Genomic DNA, 15,246 nt, shown 5'->3' with positions numbered 1-15,246 from the left:
AGTGCAGTCCGCTGCGCAGACCGTTGGTCCAGCGCTCGGTTTGGTTACCGCGTTCGTCGTATTCGTAGTGGTTGCCGGCGTAGTCGCGCAGCAGGTTGTCCACGAGTTTATGGCGGACCGGTTCGGGGTCGAGTGGGCGGCGTACGGGTGCGGCGCTGTCGTCGAGCAGGTTGCTCGCAGGGTCGAAGGCGAAGGTTTCCACGCCCAAGCGGCTGGTAGCGCTGAGCAGGCGGCTGACTGGGTCGTAGCGGTATGAGAGCGGGCCTCGACGGCTGTCATTGATGTCGGTGAGCTGGCCAGCAGCGTCGTAGGTGTAGGCGCGTTTGATGAGCGTGGTTTTGTCGTCGGGACGTCCTACTAGCTGTTCGTGTAGACGCCCCGCCGGGTCCCATTGTTGGGTTTGCAGCAGGTTATTGCCCTGGTGGCGGGCGACTTCGCGATGCAGATCATCGCGCTCGTAACTGAGCAGTTCGTGCTCGTCGAGCTTCAGACCGAGCAGATGGCCACTGCCGTAGGTCAGCCAGCTGACGCGATGGCCGTCCGGGCGGATGGTCGCGACGCGATTATTAAGGGCGTCGTACTCATGCTGCCAGACGGCAACCAGTGGTTTATCCAGGTTCGAGTAATGCTGGTGCTCGCGCAGCAGGTTGCCCGCTGGGTCGTGGAACCATTGCAGTTTGCTGATGGCGTTGGTCGCCATGATCAGATGGCCGTTGCCGTCGTAGGCGAAGGTTTCGCTTTGGGCTTGTTCGCCGAGGGTGGCGCGGCGTTCGGTGAGACGGCCCATGGGGTCGAAGGTCAGCGCAATCGTGCGCTGGCCGTTCACCGTCTGAGCAAGCCTTCCTGTTTCGGGATCGTATTGATAGCGAGTCGAGCGACCGTCGAAGCCGCTTTCTTCCAGCAGCCTGCCGACCGGATCGTAGTGAAAGTGCGCGCGGCGTTCATTTTCGTTTTCTAGCGCCACCAGTCGGCCAAGCTTGTCCCAGCGGTAACGCAAGGTTTGCTCGGCAGCGTCGACGCGTTCGGCGATAAATCCCGCAGCGGTGTAGCGCCATGTGGTGCAGCGTTCCAGGCCATCGGAGTGGGCGAGCAGCCTGCCTTCGGCGTCGCGGCTAAAACGTTCTTCGGTTTTATCGGGATGTTTGATCAGTACCAGTTGACCGGCTTTGTATTCGTACGCGGTGCTGTCGCCAGCAGGGTCGGTGAAGCGAACCATCTGGCCGCGATCGTCGTACTCCCAGCTACTCACCTTGCCCGAGCAGTCGGTGTACTTAACGAGCTGACCCGCGTCGTTGTAGGCCAACGCTTTTGTGTTGCCGTTGGCGTCCTTGATCGCTGTAGGAAGACCGAAAGAGTTGTAGGCGTATTCGGTCACGTTCTCTAGCGGATCAATCGCCTCAACGAGATTGCCGCGAAGGTCATAGTCCCGTTTCCACAGCCCACCCTCGCCATCGCTGATTTTGATCAGGTGGCTTTTGTCGTCGTAGGCGTAATTGATGACGCTGTGATCAGAGCGGGTGTGCTCGGTCAGGTTGCTCAGTTTGTCGTAGCGATAGCGGTCGGTACTGCCGTCGGTATGAACGTGGCGGATGATGTTCTTCGCGGCGTCACGGAAGAACCATTCCGAACGGCCATCGGCATGACAAATGCGATAGGTGTAACCGAGGCTGTCGTAGTAGTGCCGGGTTTCGTGACCGAGGGCATCAGTGACGTAGGTCAGGCGGATGTTTTCGTCCCACGCCAGCCGCGTGTCGAAACTGCCGTCGTCGGCCCATTCGCGAATAGCCTTTGCGTCGGGACCTGTTCCCTGCCATTGCAGGTTCAGACCGCGATTAGTGCGGTCGGTGTAACGCGTGATCAGGTGGTTTTGATACTGGTAGCGCCAGGCCGAACCGTTCTCGTCCTGAGCCAGAACAAGGTCACCAAAATCATCGTATTGATACGCGCACAGTTGGCGTTTGACGTCGCCATCACGCACTTCCCAAAGACCGGTCAGACGCCCCTGATCATCGATCAAAGTGCCCAGGCGCAGATGAACTTTGTTGACGTCTTTTTCCGAGTAAGTGACTAACTCGGAGAGCACCAACCGATCTCCATGGCGATGCTCGTGATGCAACATCACCCCGGCGCCGTTGGGCAAAACCTTGTTGATCAGGACAAAACGATTACTCCGGCGAACATAGGTCTCCCTGTGCTCCAGGCCCCGCATCAGCACCAACCGATCCTTGCTGAGGCGAATGACGGTCAGATTTTCAATGGCGTTGAAGTGAAACAGCTTGACCTTGGGAAGGGGGAATTCATGGCTGCGTCCGTCGAAGTCATGAAACACCAAACCGTCGCCGACGAGATCGAAGCGTGTAGTAAACGGCGTGATCCAGCGTGCGCCAATGACGTCCTGATCGTAAGCATCCAGACTCGAACAGTAAGTCCGCGTCCACTCAATCGGAAACGGCCCTGGCAGGCTGAAATCGGTATGGCTAACCGACTCCGAACCCATCGCAAAGCTGATGCTCCTGGCCGTCGACCCACAGGCACATTCACAAGGGCACGGACACGTACAGTTCTTCCGCTTGTTAGGCCGGGCTTTCGCAGGCTTCTCGAAACCAACCGCCTCCAGCTTTCCTTCGCCGCCCTGGCGCCTGGCCTGATTAACAACCCCCGGCTTGATGTTGAAGGCTTGCCCATGCCCATTGCGCGAACGCCAACTGACCACGGCGTCACCCAGCGTGAGCAGCAGCGAACCAATGGAATTCTGAACCCCAGGATCCGCCAGACCAGTCATCCTGGTGCGAAGCTCCGGCACCATGGCGCGCAACAATTTGGCCTGTCTACCTATCTCTTTCTTAACCGACTCCGGCACAAAATTTTCGACGGCGCCGTTAACAGCGCCTTTACCTGCAGCGATGCATAGATCAGCAGCCGCGACGAAGATATTTGAAATCGCAGCCTTGGGGTCATAGGCCCACTGATCCCCAGCGGCCTGAACCAACTGCTCGGCCTCAAGCAAATCAGCCTTGGCGTTCAGCTTCGGGTCAACCAGCTGTTCAAGACCGGCAGCGATCTCAAGGAGCACGCCTTCCCCAAGTTTTCCGGCATCCTCAAGAATCCCCGGAAGCTTCCCCTGCGCCTGGGTCACAAAGTCATCAAGCGTCCCAACGATGTCCGCATTGAGGTGCCCGATCAGCACCTCGATCAGTGAATCGCCAAGCACCATCTTGCCCGCCTGACGCATCTCCTGGCGCACCAGAAACAGCGTCGGCCGCAGGCTCATTCGCGCTGCCGCCATGGTCGGCGTTGGCAGCACGCCAATCAGATTGATGCCCAAGCTGACCCAATCCAGCGGGTCGCGTTTCTCGCTCGTGGCCAGCCGAACGATGTCATTCAGCGCATCAACCAGCGCCATGACGTTGCCCACCACAGGCAAAAAACCCGCAGCGTTCTTGATCCGCTCAAGCGACACGACCCCGCCGCTGATGTCCTGCAGCCAGGCATCGACATTGGCCGCACCCGCCCCGACGTCCTCAAGCTGAATCAGATCAAGCGGAACAATCGCCACCTGAGCTTCGCGCTCTGCAATGCCCGCGCTCATGACAACTTCTCGCCGGCCAGCAGGCCCGATACTTCAAGCAAGCCCTCATCGACCGTGGGCACTGGCAGGCTCGGAAGCTTCCCGCTTTTGATCATCCCGCTCAGAAGGCCTGAAGCGATCGGCAGAGCCGCAGTCGCCAGCGGCGGCAAGCCCAATCCCGCCGCCCCAGCGTCAACCGCGGCCGTCATGACGTGCGCAACATCCCAGTTCTTGCTCGGCAGCCCCTCGCTGACCTCCGTCTCTAACAGCGCCGGAACCTCCCCCGCACTCGGCGGCAGGACCGGCCATTCGGGCTTGCCGATGAAGCTGCTCTCCGTCCAGGTGTCCGCCGGGTCTTTGCCGAAGGACACCCGTCCAGGCCCGGGTGCAGCACCGGGAACGGTCGCGAATCCCTTGGCATCAAGGGACCCTTTAAGCCGCTGGCCCAGGGCATCGATCACCTCGAAACCGCCGCCCTGAATCCCTTGCTGCCCCGCGTACTGGTTGAACAGCTCAAGATCGCCCTGCCCCGGTTTTGGGGGCTCCGGGAAAACGCCCGCGAGGTTTTTCGCCGAGGTGTAGGCGAAGTTGGCGGCATGGGCGGTGTACGGGCCGGTGGTGACGTGGGTGATGCCGGATGCGTTGTAGGTGGTGGCGCTGCCGCCGCCCTGAATCACCAGTTCGGTTTTGGCGGTGAGGGTGATGCGCTCGGCGTTGGCGGTGATGTTGAGTTTGGCCAGCAGGTTGATGCTGTCCTTCAGGGCGCGCACGTCGATGTCGCCGGACGCCGCAACCAGACGCCAGCCGAGGCTTTGCACGAACAGGCGCATGCCCTGGCTGGCGCTGGCCAAAAGGCGTTTACCCACGGAGAAACTGGTATGCCCCGTGCTGCTCAACGCCAGGTGCTCGCCGGTGGCGATGTGGCTTGAACGCGGCGTGGTCAGGGCGATGCCGGCCGGGCTGGCGAGGACCAGATGCGGTTCGGTGAATTCGGGAAACTCGTTGGCACTTTTGTTCGCGGGGCCGCTGCCGAGCACGCCCTGATGCTGGGCGTGCAGGGCTTTGGCGACTTCATCCTGATCGCCGGGTTCCTGGGCCTGCAATTCCTTGGCCTGCAGCGCGAAGCCGTCCTGCTGATCGGCGGCAGTGGCCAGGCGTTCGGCGGTTTCCGGCAAGTCCTTATGGTGCTTCGACTCGTTGGGACGCGGCTCGGTGGTGATCAACAAACCTGCAGCGGCGCGCACGGCGCCATGGCGGTCGGTGCGCAGCTCGAAACCCTCGCCCCGGGGCTGACCGCCGGCGGGTCGCGGATGGGTCAGGTAACCGAGGTTGATGGCACTGGCGCCATGATCGCTGCGCAAGGCAATGCTGATCTCGCTGGTGGTGTCGTCGATGCGCAGTTCGTTGGCGCGGCCGCCCTTGTATTCCTTGCTCTTGACCGTGGCCACGGTCTTGAAATCGGGCAGTTTGTAGGGCGGCAAATGGGCGCCGTGGTACAGGCAACCGGTGATGAGGGGCTGGTCGGGGTCGCCTTCGAGGAAGGTGATCAGGACTTCCATGCCGACCCGCGGCAGGTTGATCGCACCGAAGTTCTGGCTGGCCCAGTTCGAGGCCACGCGCATCCAGCAGCTGGTCTTGTCGTTGTGCTGGCCGTCGCGGTCCCAGAAGAACTGAACCTTCACCCGGCCATGCTGATCGCAGTAAATCTCCTCCCCTTCGGGCCCGGTGACCACGGCACTTTGTGTGCCCAGCACCTTCGGTTTCGGATGTTCCAGCGGTGGCCGGTAGTGGACGTCCCACGGCGTCGCGCTGAAAAGATTGCGATAGCCCTGATGGAAATCGCTTTTCAAGTCAGTGACGTCGCTGGTGATGACCTCTTCCAGCACCTGGGGCTGCTTGCCTTCGTGGAAAACCTCGGTCAGCAGCCACAGGTCGTTCCACAGCGGGTTGGCGTGCCCGGTCAGGGCGAGAAAATGGCCACTGACCAGCCGCGGTTGATCGCTGCTGCCTTCGGCCAGCCGGTAGTCGCTGCGGTGGCGCTCGAGGGCGCGATTGGCCAGATGGCGGCCACGTTCGCGATCGGCGAAGCGGCCGGGGTAGTCATAATCTTCGAGGTCGGGAACGGCCGCACTTTTGGCTGTGCTCTCCAGCTGGAACTTCGGTTTGGTGAAGTCGTAATCGCGGCGCGTGGTGCGGCTGGTGCGTGTGTTCATGCGCAGGCCGAAGCGCTTGATCACCTGGGCGTCGGCCACCAGTCCGGTGTCCTGCTGGTAGAGCACCGGCGCCAGCTTCGGGAACACCGTCTGGTCATCGCCGAACACCAGCAGATGGCCCTTGGCGCTGTGCTGAAAATGAAAGTGAATGCCTTCCTCTTCGCAAAGGCGCTGGATGAAATGCAGGTCAGATTCGTCGTACTGCACGCAGTACACCCGCTCGGGGTAGGTCGCGCCGAGCTGGAACCGGTAATCAATGGAAAGAATGCCGTGCTCTTCCAGGACCTGGCTGATGATCTGCTGCACCGTCATCTGCTGGAAAATCCGCTGATTGATCCGGTGCGCCAGATAAGCCAGCTGAGGCCGCAGGGAAATCCGATAGCGGGTCAGGCGCTTGCCCGCATCACCCTGGGCGATGCTGTAAACCAGCCCGTGAACCCCGGTGCCGTCCTCGGCCAGCTGCAGAAACGTCTGCGCGTGCAGCAGGCTTTCCAGATCGAGCGCGGGCTTTTCGCTGACCAGCTCCAGCTCGAATTCGTAGGGTTGGTTGAGGCGCTCCCGACCGGTGAAAGACAGCACTTGAAACAACGTGTCCTGCCCGTTGAGGGTCAGGCTGAATGGGGCTTGGTTGGCCGGTGCGAACATCCCTTGTTCCTTATGCGCTGTTGCGGCAGACGTCGATGCAAAGGGGGTGATCAACGACTGCAAGTGCGTGGAAGGACAGCGAACCGCCAGGCGTCGGCGGTGCTCTCCGCGGTCTGAAAATCACGACCGATCGGGGTTGATCGCGCATTCAGAGGACGACGGAGATATCAAGGGCCGTGCCAGCAGGCGCGCGGCCCTTGTGCCACAAGGGTTTGCGGGGGATTCTTGAGGGCTGTGCGAGATGCCTGGTCAGGATTCACGGGAAATATGCGCAAGAAGTTGCGCACCCCTGGGCAAGTTCTTGCGCACTCCCATGCAGCCCACGAGCGACGTGCCCTGCAGGTCGGTAAGCCAGCAATTGGCGACGGTCACTACGCAACTTTTTGCGCATGATGGCGATGGGGAGTCACAGGGAAGTGAGGGGTGTGACAGGGTGTTCAGAGGTCCGGCAGGGATTGGCGGCATTGCGCCGCCGATCCCTATGGCGCCGGATCAGGACTCGGCGTCGGCGTCCGCCAGATGAGTGTTAAATGCAGGCCGCGTCCCGCCCACTCGCGCAAGGAAATACAGCGCCACCCCCACCAGCATCAGCGCCCCGGCACGCAGCCAGGTTTCGGCACTTTGCTGAGTCAGCAGGATCAGGCACGACACTATCGCCAGCACCGGCACCCAGGTCGGGACGCGGAAGTGGTCAGCCTCGACGGTGTCCTTGCGCAGGACCAGCACGGCGAGGTTGGTGCTGATAAACACGAACAACAGCAGCAAGACCACCGTCTCCGCCAAGGTTGCCAGTGAGCCGGTCAGGGTCAGGATAATCGCGACCACTGTCGTTGCAACGATGGCCACCCACGGCGTCCGCCGCTCAGGCAGCACGTTAGACAGCGCGTTGGGCAGCAGGCCCTGGCGCGACATGCCATACGCCAGACGGCTGGACATGATCATGGTCAGCAGCGCGCCATTGGCCACGGCCACCAGCGCAATGAAGGCGAATAACTGGGGCGGAATGCCCAGATGCGACGCCTTGACCACTTCCAGCAGCGGTGCCGAGGAATGCACAAGCTGCTCGATAGGCATGACGGTGGCAGCGGCGATGCCGACGCCCATGTAGATGGCCCCGGCGATCAGCAGCGCACCGAACAACGCGCGGGGATAGACCGTGCGCACGTTGCGCACCTCCTCCGCCAGATTGGCCGAGGTCTCGAAGCCCACGAACGAATAAAACGCCAGTAACGCAGCGCCAAGCACGGCTAACGCGGGGTTGACGCCCTCCTTGAATTGCACGGCGCGTGACAGGTCCGCGTCGCCGGAGCGGAAAAACCACACGGCGGCGACAATCACCAGCAGCAGGCCCGAGACTTCAATGACCGTCATCACCAGGTTGGCGGACAGCGATTCCTTGATGCCCCGCGCGTTGAGCAAGGCGATGACCACCAGGAAGATCAGCGCCACGATATGAGGCGGCAGGTCGATGAAGGGCGCCATGTAGTCGCCGGCGAACGCCAACGACAGCCCCGCCGCGCTGGTCACCCCCGCTGCCAGCATGCAGAAGCCCACCAGAAACGAGATCAATGGCGACTTGAACGCCTTGCCGGCAAACACCGCAGAGGCGCCGGCGTGGGGATATTTGGTGACGAGTTCGGCGTAAGAGCCCGCAGTGAGCATCGCGAAGCACAGGGCGATGAGCAGCGGCACCCAGATCGCCCCGCCCACTTCACCGGCAATGGTCCCGGCCAGGGCGTAGACACCGGCGCCGAGCACGTCTCCAAGAATGAAAAGCAGGAGCATGGGGCCTGTGACCGCGCGTTTGAGTGCTCGGCCTGGCTGAGCAAGTGGTGTCGTCATGGGTTGGCTCCGAATCAGGTGGCTCTTACAGGGCTTGGTTGAAACGTGTGGATCTAAGGGTAACGGGTCCAGCCGAGGCGTAGCCGACCAAACGCTTCCCGGCTGAAGCCGGTCCTACGGGAATTCGGTGCCGTTGCAGGACCGGCGTTAGCCGGGAATGCGCACTGTTGAACGCCACCCCTCTTACTGCTTCACGCCGGCTTCCAGGTCACCGCATCTATCCCCAATCGCTCGGCCTTGGGCTTGGAGAGTTTGATGGCTCTGTCGCTCCGGTATTTGGGGATGTCGGCCACACCGGCGTCCACCGCAGCCCAGTGCCACGCCTCAGCGTTGTCCATTTGCGTGGCGCACACGTAGAACCAGCGTGGCTTGCCATGGAAAAGGTATTCGATGCGGTAGTGTTGGGTATGTTGCATGGTCTTGATCTCGTGCAGGGGTCGATTTCGTTGTTTGATTTCCATCTTGGGTGGACGACTGACTCACCGCAGGCGGGTTGAGCGACAGACTAGGGATCCGCTTGTGGCCCGGCGGATCGACTGTTGGTACCCGGCGGCGAGGGTTTGGTGGGTTGCATGATGTGGCCGCGACCGGCGGGGTCTGCCAACTGCACCGCATCGCCGTGCTGCCAGGCGTCGGCGCCCTTGAGCACCGGCTGGGCCTGAATGTCCGCGCGTTCCGAGCGTTTCTCCCGGGTATCAATACCCATGCGGCGGTTGCGCTGTTCGACCATGGCCGGGTCCGCCTGGCCGTCCGCGGTGAAGCCCATCATCAGTTGGGGCACGCCCAATGGCAGTTGCTTGTCCTGGTCGGTGTGCCAGGTGTGCCAGGTCTTGCCATAGGTATTGGCAAGTTTCGCCATCAAAGCGTGTTCGGCGGTGGCAGGAATACCGGGAGCCACCAGTTGACCCGACTTCACCTCATGGGCATGGCTGTGCCAGAAGCGATTCTCGCCATCGGGCAGCTTCTCGAAGAGTTGGGCGCTGATGATGTATTCAACGCCCATCAACTTGGCATCCCGAACATTGCCGTCGTAAATCACGCACTGAATGAACTCTTCACTCAGCACCGAGCAATAGTGATGAGCTTCCATCTGCACGTCAGGATGACCGTTATAAAAATGAAAGCCATCCAGATACGCGTTGAGCGCTTCGATGGGCGGACGCGACTGCAGTGTCGCGGCACCCGCGTCGAGCACGCCGAGGGTTGCGCTGGTCGGCTTGCCGGGAGTCGGCACACTGGATCGAGTGTCATCACCCGCGCACCCACTCAATGCACCACAGGCCAAGGTGACCGATAAGGCCAGGCTCGGGCTGAAACAGGCTAACGTCTTCTCAGGGAATGACCGCATTGAAAGTCTCCATAGTTGAGGCCTCAGGCTTTCAAGGGCGGCTTCGTGCCGCGTTATAACTGGGCGGGGAACCCATTGATCCAATCAAATGCAAATAGACCGGGGCAGACAATGCGCCGGTAAAAAGTTGACCCTGTGCCGAAGCCGTATGTTCATCCTTAATGTCAACTTTCGGGACGAGCGGCTCAGAGGCGAATTAAGACTGTTAGTTGACGCGTTATATCAATCAAAGAGATGTATTAAGTCCGGCAGCGGCTTCGAATCATTCATTCGGATAGGTGCCGCTTCAGGTCAAATAACAGCCCGCACCGCTAACCCGACACTTATCCAAGCCTCTTAACCATCGAACAGCGCGGCTCACTGGATTAGTTGTCCGTCAGTGACAGTCGACACAATCCGTTAGTTGATATCGGGGAGCCATCATGACTTCCGTCAACGAAAAACCCGGGCAACTTCGCCAGCGATCATGAGCACGTCAGTCGCTCGCCCGCCTCACCGCTTCAGTGCCCGCCCAGTCCACAGGCTCTCCAACGGCAATGCGCTCGGCCTGATCACGCCCCCGCTCAAGCCCTTGCTCGACGGTCGATTCCGACGCCGGCAGCCTGAACAGATGCTCCACCACCCTTTCCCCGTCCGCTGCGTAAACACAGACCAATACTTCGACGAAGTCGCCATTGGCCCGGGCGCGAACTTCCAGCTGACAACCATTTTCCGCCGCCTCGCTGTAGGACTCGTCGGTGAGTGTTAGTTGCACCCAGCCCTGATAGACATCACCACGATTGAACATAAAAAATCCTGATTGGATTGATAAATAGCCGTCGCTAGTTGCACTGGCAAAACGCCCCCCGATTGACGCGGGTCACCCGCGAAAAACAACGGGATGGGTTCATCGCTCGCTTCGTTAGTTCACCGTGTTTCACGGGGGCCAGTACGCTTGAACATTCATCTGATAACGAGCGTCCAGTAGCAACCACCCAAACAGGCTGGTCCTTACAACCGTTGCAGGGTATGCACCGGCATGGCATGGGCCGGCTTGTCACTTCCAGCCCAACTGCTTCTGGATGTCACGACGATAAGGGGTGTCGATCTGGGCCGGTACCTGGCGAATGTAATCCCGGGCATGTTCGAGCTTCTCGCCGGTCAGGCTTCGCAGGTACGCCAGGGCGTCCTCGCTCGTTGGCAGGCGCCCCTCGCTACGAAAGCGCGGCGGCAGCGCTGTCCAGATCAGCGCATCGATCTGGCGCTCACTGGCCCACTGCGCCAGCGGCCCGGTTGAAGACGCTTCCACCCGATACACGCCGATGCCGTCCTCACGCTCTTCAGGGATCTGCTCACGTTCACGCAGCGCACTGCACGCCTGCTCCAATGAATCGGTCGCCAGGACGGACCAGAACACCCGGCATGGCGGCGCGTTCAGGCAGATGGCCGTGGCCAGTTCACCGCCATCACCTATCCGCGAAAATTCGACCGGTAACGCCGGCCCGTCCATAAACCACTCACTGGCGAGCGGCAGTGCGTCCGGCTTCCATATCAATGAGCCCCAACCCAAACAGGCTATTACCATCGCTTTTGCATCCTTCCAGGGTGTACATGAAGTTTCTCGACGGCGGGTGTTCTGTCAGCTTCGCCACGCGCCCGTGTGTTGCGCATCTTCCGTTGGGCACGGCAACGCTGAAAAAAGTCATTTTTTTGCACAACACCAGCGAGCCAGAGCGCCCGGCGTCTCAAGCGCTGCAATGGCTATAGAAACCAACCCTGCCGCCGATATCCTCTAACAGTCATAACGTTCTGCAGCGCTGCAAGTTGTGGGGTTCGCCGTTTTTTTCTTTTGCGCGCGTTGGGTTCCTAGTCATGAAATTCCCGTCTTTTGATCGACTGAAAACGCTGATCTGCGTCCAGCGAGACAACACGCGACTGATGGAAGCGCAATACATTGCGCTGTCCAGACAGTTGCCCATGATGTACGTCATCCTGCTGATCAACACCCTCGCCCTCGCGGCCACCCATTACGGCATCGCTCCGCTGTGGCTGACCGTCTACATCCCGCTGTTGCTGACCCTGGTAGGCACCGTACGCGCGGTCCTCTGGTGGCAGAGCCGCAGTCAGACCCTGACCACCGAGCAGATCTTCAAGAAACTGACCCGCACCAATCAGGTGACGGTGGTCATTGCGTTCGGCTTCACGATCTGGGCGCTGCTGCTGTTTCCCTACGGCGATACGTACACCAAGTCCCACGTGGCCTTCTACATGGCCATCACGGTGATCGTCTGCATCTTCTGTCTGATGCACCTGCCTTCTGCAGCGATGATGACAACGGCGGTGGTCAACATTGCCTTCGTGGCGTTTTTCGCCAGCGCCGGCAATGCCACGTACACCGCGATGGCGGCCAATGTCTTTCTCGTCTCGCTGGCGATGATCGTGGTGCTGCAGAACCATTACGGCGAGTTCACCCGGCTGGTGAACATGCAGATACGCACGGAAAAGCTCAGCGATGACAATGAACGGCTGGCCAACGAAGACAGCCTCACCGGCCTGCCCAACAGGCGAAGGTTTTTCAACCTGCTCGACCGTGAACTGAACCACGCCCGGCACGAGGACACGCGACTGGCGGTGGGGATGATCGATCTGGACGGTTTCAAGCCGATCAACGACTCCTATGGCCACGGCGTGGGCGACAAGCTGTTGCGCCAGGTCGGCCAGCGGCTGCGGGCGTTTGCCAGTGAGCAGCTGCATGTGGCTCGCCTGGGCGGCGATGAGTTCGGGCTGATCATCGTCAGGGCCGGTGATGAAGGCGACCTGATCAAACAAGGCCAGTCGCTGTGTCGCACCATGCGCCAGCCGTTCGTGATCGGTGACATTCAGGTCAGCATCAGCGCCTCCATGGGCCTCGTGGTGTTTCCGGACCTGGCGAGCACCTCGACCGAGGCCTATGAGTTCGCCGACTACGCGCTCTACACCAGCAAGCGCGAAACACCCGGCGAGCTGTGCATGTTCTCGCCCGGCCAGCATCAACGCCTCAAGCGCGACATGCTTACCGAGCAGGGACTGCGCCAGGCCAATGTCGCTGAAGAATTCACCCTGGTGTTCCAGCCGATCGTCGACATCCGAACCTCGCGCACGGTGGCGTTCGAAGCGCTGGCCCGGTGGATGAGCCCGAAGCTGGGCAACGTCGCGCCGGGCCACTTCATCGGTGTGGCCGAGCGGATTGGGCTGATCCACCGCCTGACGCCACCGCTGCTTGAAAAAGCCCTGCACGCGGCGCAGTTGTGGCCGGACGATGTCAGGCTCGCCTTCAACCTGTCGGCCCACGATTGCTCGTCGATGGAGGCAGTTGAACAGTTGATTGAGGTGATCCGTCAGAGCGGTTTCGACGCCTCGCGGCTGGACCTGGAAATCACCGAGACCGCGGTCATCAAAGACCTCGTTCAGGCACAACGGGCGATCAACGCGTTTCGTGAACTGGGCTGCGGTATTTCCCTGGACGACTTCGGCACCGGATATTCAAGCCTCAGCCAGCTCCACGCCCTGCCGCTGACCAAGCTGAAGATCGACCGCTCGTTCATCACCGACATTCATCAGAACGCTGCGAGTTTCAAGATCGTCAAATCACTGTTGGCCCTGAGCCAGGACATGGAGTTGCAATGCGTCAGCGAAGGTGTTGAAACCGATGCAGAGCTGGAAGCGTTGCGGACCCTGGGCTGCACGCTGGTGCAGGGCTACCTGTTCTCACGGCCGATGCCCCTTGAGCAGACCCTGGAGTGGATCGGCTCAACGTCGAGCGCGCCTGCGGCGGCGGTCGTTCTGTGAAGGTGTTCCGGGGAGAGAACAGCGGCGCTTATCGCCGCTGAGAGGATGGCAACGAACGTTGCCGATCAGACGCTGTGCTGGACTTTCATCATGGCCAGGCCAATGAAGCGTCGCGAGTCTTCCTGAAAATCGCGGACCTGAGCGGCGAACTGCTCTTCGCGGGCGTCCTGGTGGCGCGTGCTGAAACAGATGGCAACGTCGGCGATGACCTGCGTCGTGTCGTTGAGGGTCTGGTGAAGCGTGCCCAGAATACCGACCGCATTGCGATTTGAAATGGTTACTTCTCGGTGATTGCCGGGGAGCGTCCTGCCCGCAGACGGCTGCTCGTCCGCATCCAGTCTGTCCGCAGTGCCCGCCAGGGCGTTGCCGGAAAACAGGTAATGCATGTCAACGCCAGCGTCACAGACGCGCTGAAGATAATCGGCCTTGGGTGATCGATGGCCACTTTCGTAGTGACCCTGGGCGTTAGGTTCGACGCCGCCAATTCTGGCGAACGCAATTTGCGTCAGACCAAGCCGTTTGCGTTCTTTTCTCAAACGCGTTCCAAGCTTTTCCATGAGCAAACTCCTGCTGAATTCACGCCACACGATGGAGCGGTGGGTGCAATGGGGGGCTGGAGTGCGAGCTTCCTGGGTTAGCGAAATAGCCTCGTACGGTGGGGACCCACCACTTTACAGTGTTTGCAACATTCGCGAACAAGTATTTCAGCTCTCCAGCCTTTACAACGAGCCAAAGAGGTATTTAGCCAGTTTGACTATGTCCATATGAATAGCATCGGGGACGTTGCAGATGGGGTAGATGTTTATCCCGCCAACAGCCGCATTTAACGCTTGAGAGGGTTTAAATGGCACCGGACGACGGGTTAATTGGCGACCCACGCGATGTGGGTGCATTAGCGCAGTTGCGTCAAAGATAACTAATTCGTTTGAATACGATAAACATTCAAACGAGGTAAAACCTGCCTTCGCGCACTGTTTAAGGATGGGTCTTGGTTTTAAACATGTTTTAAGCAAGGTCAACGACAGGCTACTGCCTCCAGCATTTACCTCCAATTGAGAACATTTCCCGAAACCGGCCGACGATCGGTAGCGCTGTCTGACTTCCTTAAAAAGGTTTTTTAAAACAACAGCTTACAGACATATTTTTGTAATCCTAAGATGATCGTCAAACAATTTTCTATTGAAATCGGATGGATCCACTCTAAATTTGTGCAAAACGGCTTTCACCTGAACAAGAAAAGAAGTTGCGCCTGGCTCTATGAATCGGGCGGCTGGTATGACACGCCATTAACCGCGTTGTTGTAGTGCTAGAAGCGAAGAAAGGGACTGTCACATGGATAATATTGTTGTAGCCAACAAAGCAACGTCTGAACTCACTGCCAACACCTGGGGAGATCTTTCACTCAATTCACCGTCCGTTGTTCAAATGCCCGTCCCTCCCAGTCAAGTTGCTTCGGTCTCCCGTAACGGGCAAGACCTTGTGGTGAACTTGAAAAATGGCGAACACATCAAAGTCGCCAACTTTTTCAACACCGCGTCTGACGGTCCCAACAGCGACATGGTGTTCCAGGGCGAAGACGGCACGCTTTGGCAGGCGCAGTACGACACCCAGTCCTTCAACGGTTTCACATTCGACGAAGTCGATTCCCTCGACCAGCTCATCGCCGACGCCGGCGTAGTGAGCGGTTCGACTCCTACGTTTGCGATTGCCGGGCTGGGCCTGTTGGGCGCCGGCGGTGCGGCCGCCGCCGGCGTTGGCGGCGGTGGTGGGGGTGGCGGCGGTGGTGCTCCCGCTGACACCTCCGCGCCAGTCTCGTATACACA

10 protein-coding genes are annotated in these 15,246 nt (G+C 59.9%); 2 read left to right on the top strand and 8 right to left on the bottom strand.

What is annotated here, in order from left to right:
- The 7 genes from QMX88_RS25700 to QMX88_RS25670 all read right to left on the bottom strand — a co-directional run.
- Positions 1-3,589 (bottom strand): DUF6531 domain-containing protein (locus tag QMX88_RS25700; protein WP_282373079.1); only part of this gene is annotated, 3,589 nt, incomplete at its 3' end.
- Entirely contained in the window at positions 3,586-6,426 is a 2,841-nt protein-coding gene (locus QMX88_RS25695; protein ID WP_282373077.1) for a type VI secretion system Vgr family protein, read from the bottom strand. The genes QMX88_RS25695 and QMX88_RS25700, both read right to left, overlap by 4 nt.
- 492 nt (positions 6,427-6,918) lie before the next feature.
- A complete protein-coding gene (locus tag QMX88_RS25690; RefSeq protein WP_442969496.1) occupies positions 6,919-8,268 on the bottom strand; it encodes an APC family permease in 1,350 nt (449 codons plus the stop codon).
- A gap of 191 nt (positions 8,269-8,459) precedes the next feature.
- Entirely contained in the window at positions 8,460-8,684 is a 225-nt protein-coding gene (locus tag QMX88_RS25685) for a DUF6555 family protein (protein WP_282373075.1), read from the bottom strand.
- A gap of 89 nt (positions 8,685-8,773) precedes the next feature.
- On the bottom strand, positions 8,774-9,616 hold the full coding sequence (locus QMX88_RS25680; RefSeq protein WP_282373074.1) for an OBAP family protein: 843 nt from the start codon (positions 9,614-9,616) through the stop codon (positions 8,774-8,776).
- Positions 9,617-10,091: 475 nt separating this feature from the next.
- Positions 10,092-10,403, bottom strand: coding sequence for a hypothetical protein (locus QMX88_RS25675; protein ID WP_282373073.1), 312 nt, complete (start codon positions 10,401-10,403; stop codon positions 10,092-10,094).
- Between the two features lie 249 nt (positions 10,404-10,652).
- Entirely contained in the window at positions 10,653-11,180 is a 528-nt protein-coding gene (locus QMX88_RS25670) for a hypothetical protein (protein WP_282373072.1), read from the bottom strand.
- A 287-nt stretch (positions 11,181-11,467) separates the two neighbouring features.
- On the opposite strand from QMX88_RS25670, the gene QMX88_RS25665 reads away from it, so the two are divergent.
- Complete coding sequence (locus QMX88_RS25665; protein WP_282373070.1) at positions 11,468-13,423, top strand: putative bifunctional diguanylate cyclase/phosphodiesterase; 1,956 nt, start codon at positions 11,468-11,470, stop codon at positions 13,421-13,423.
- A gap of 65 nt (positions 13,424-13,488) precedes the next feature.
- Here the strand turns inward: QMX88_RS25665 and QMX88_RS29890 are convergent, their stop codons facing one another.
- Positions 13,489-13,980, bottom strand: a complete 492-nt coding sequence (locus QMX88_RS29890; RefSeq protein ID WP_442969495.1) for a helix-turn-helix domain-containing protein — start codon at positions 13,978-13,980, stop codon at positions 13,489-13,491.
- A 775-nt stretch (positions 13,981-14,755) separates the two neighbouring features.
- Here QMX88_RS29890 and QMX88_RS25655 point away from each other — a divergent pair.
- Positions 14,756-15,246: BapA/Bap/LapF family prefix-like domain-containing protein (locus QMX88_RS25655; protein ID WP_442969494.1), on the top strand; the 491-nt coding region annotated here is incomplete at its 3' end.

This window comes from Pseudomonas sp. PS02290 (assembly GCF_029960075.1).
Lineage (GTDB): Bacteria > Pseudomonadota > Gammaproteobacteria > Pseudomonadales > Pseudomonadaceae > Aquipseudomonas.
This window is presented reverse-complemented; position numbering and strand designations above follow the sequence as displayed.

Excerpts from the sequence above, each read along its gene's own strand:
- QMX88_RS25695 (WP_282373077.1), bottom strand. The coding sequence starts at position 6,426 with ATGTTCGCACCGGCCAACCAAGCCCCATTCAGCCTGACCCTCAACGGG.
- QMX88_RS25690 (WP_442969496.1), bottom strand. The coding sequence starts at position 8,268 with ATGACGACACCACTTGCTCAGCCAGGCCGAGCACTCAAACGCGCGGTC.
- QMX88_RS25685 (WP_282373075.1), bottom strand. The coding sequence starts at position 8,684 with ATGCAACATACCCAACACTACCGCATCGAATACCTTTTCCATGGCAAG.
- QMX88_RS25680 (WP_282373074.1), bottom strand. The coding sequence starts at position 9,616 with ATGCGGTCATTCCCTGAGAAGACGTTAGCCTGTTTCAGCCCGAGCCTG.
- QMX88_RS25675 (WP_282373073.1), bottom strand. The coding sequence starts at position 10,403 with ATGTTCAATCGTGGTGATGTCTATCAGGGCTGGGTGCAACTAACACTC.
- QMX88_RS25670 (WP_282373072.1), bottom strand. The coding sequence starts at position 11,180 with ATGGTAATAGCCTGTTTGGGTTGGGGCTCATTGATATGGAAGCCGGAC.
- QMX88_RS25665 (WP_282373070.1), top strand. The coding sequence starts at position 11,468 with ATGAAATTCCCGTCTTTTGATCGACTGAAAACGCTGATCTGCGTCCAG.
- QMX88_RS29890 (WP_442969495.1), bottom strand. The coding sequence starts at position 13,980 with ATGGAAAAGCTTGGAACGCGTTTGAGAAAAGAACGCAAACGGCTTGGT.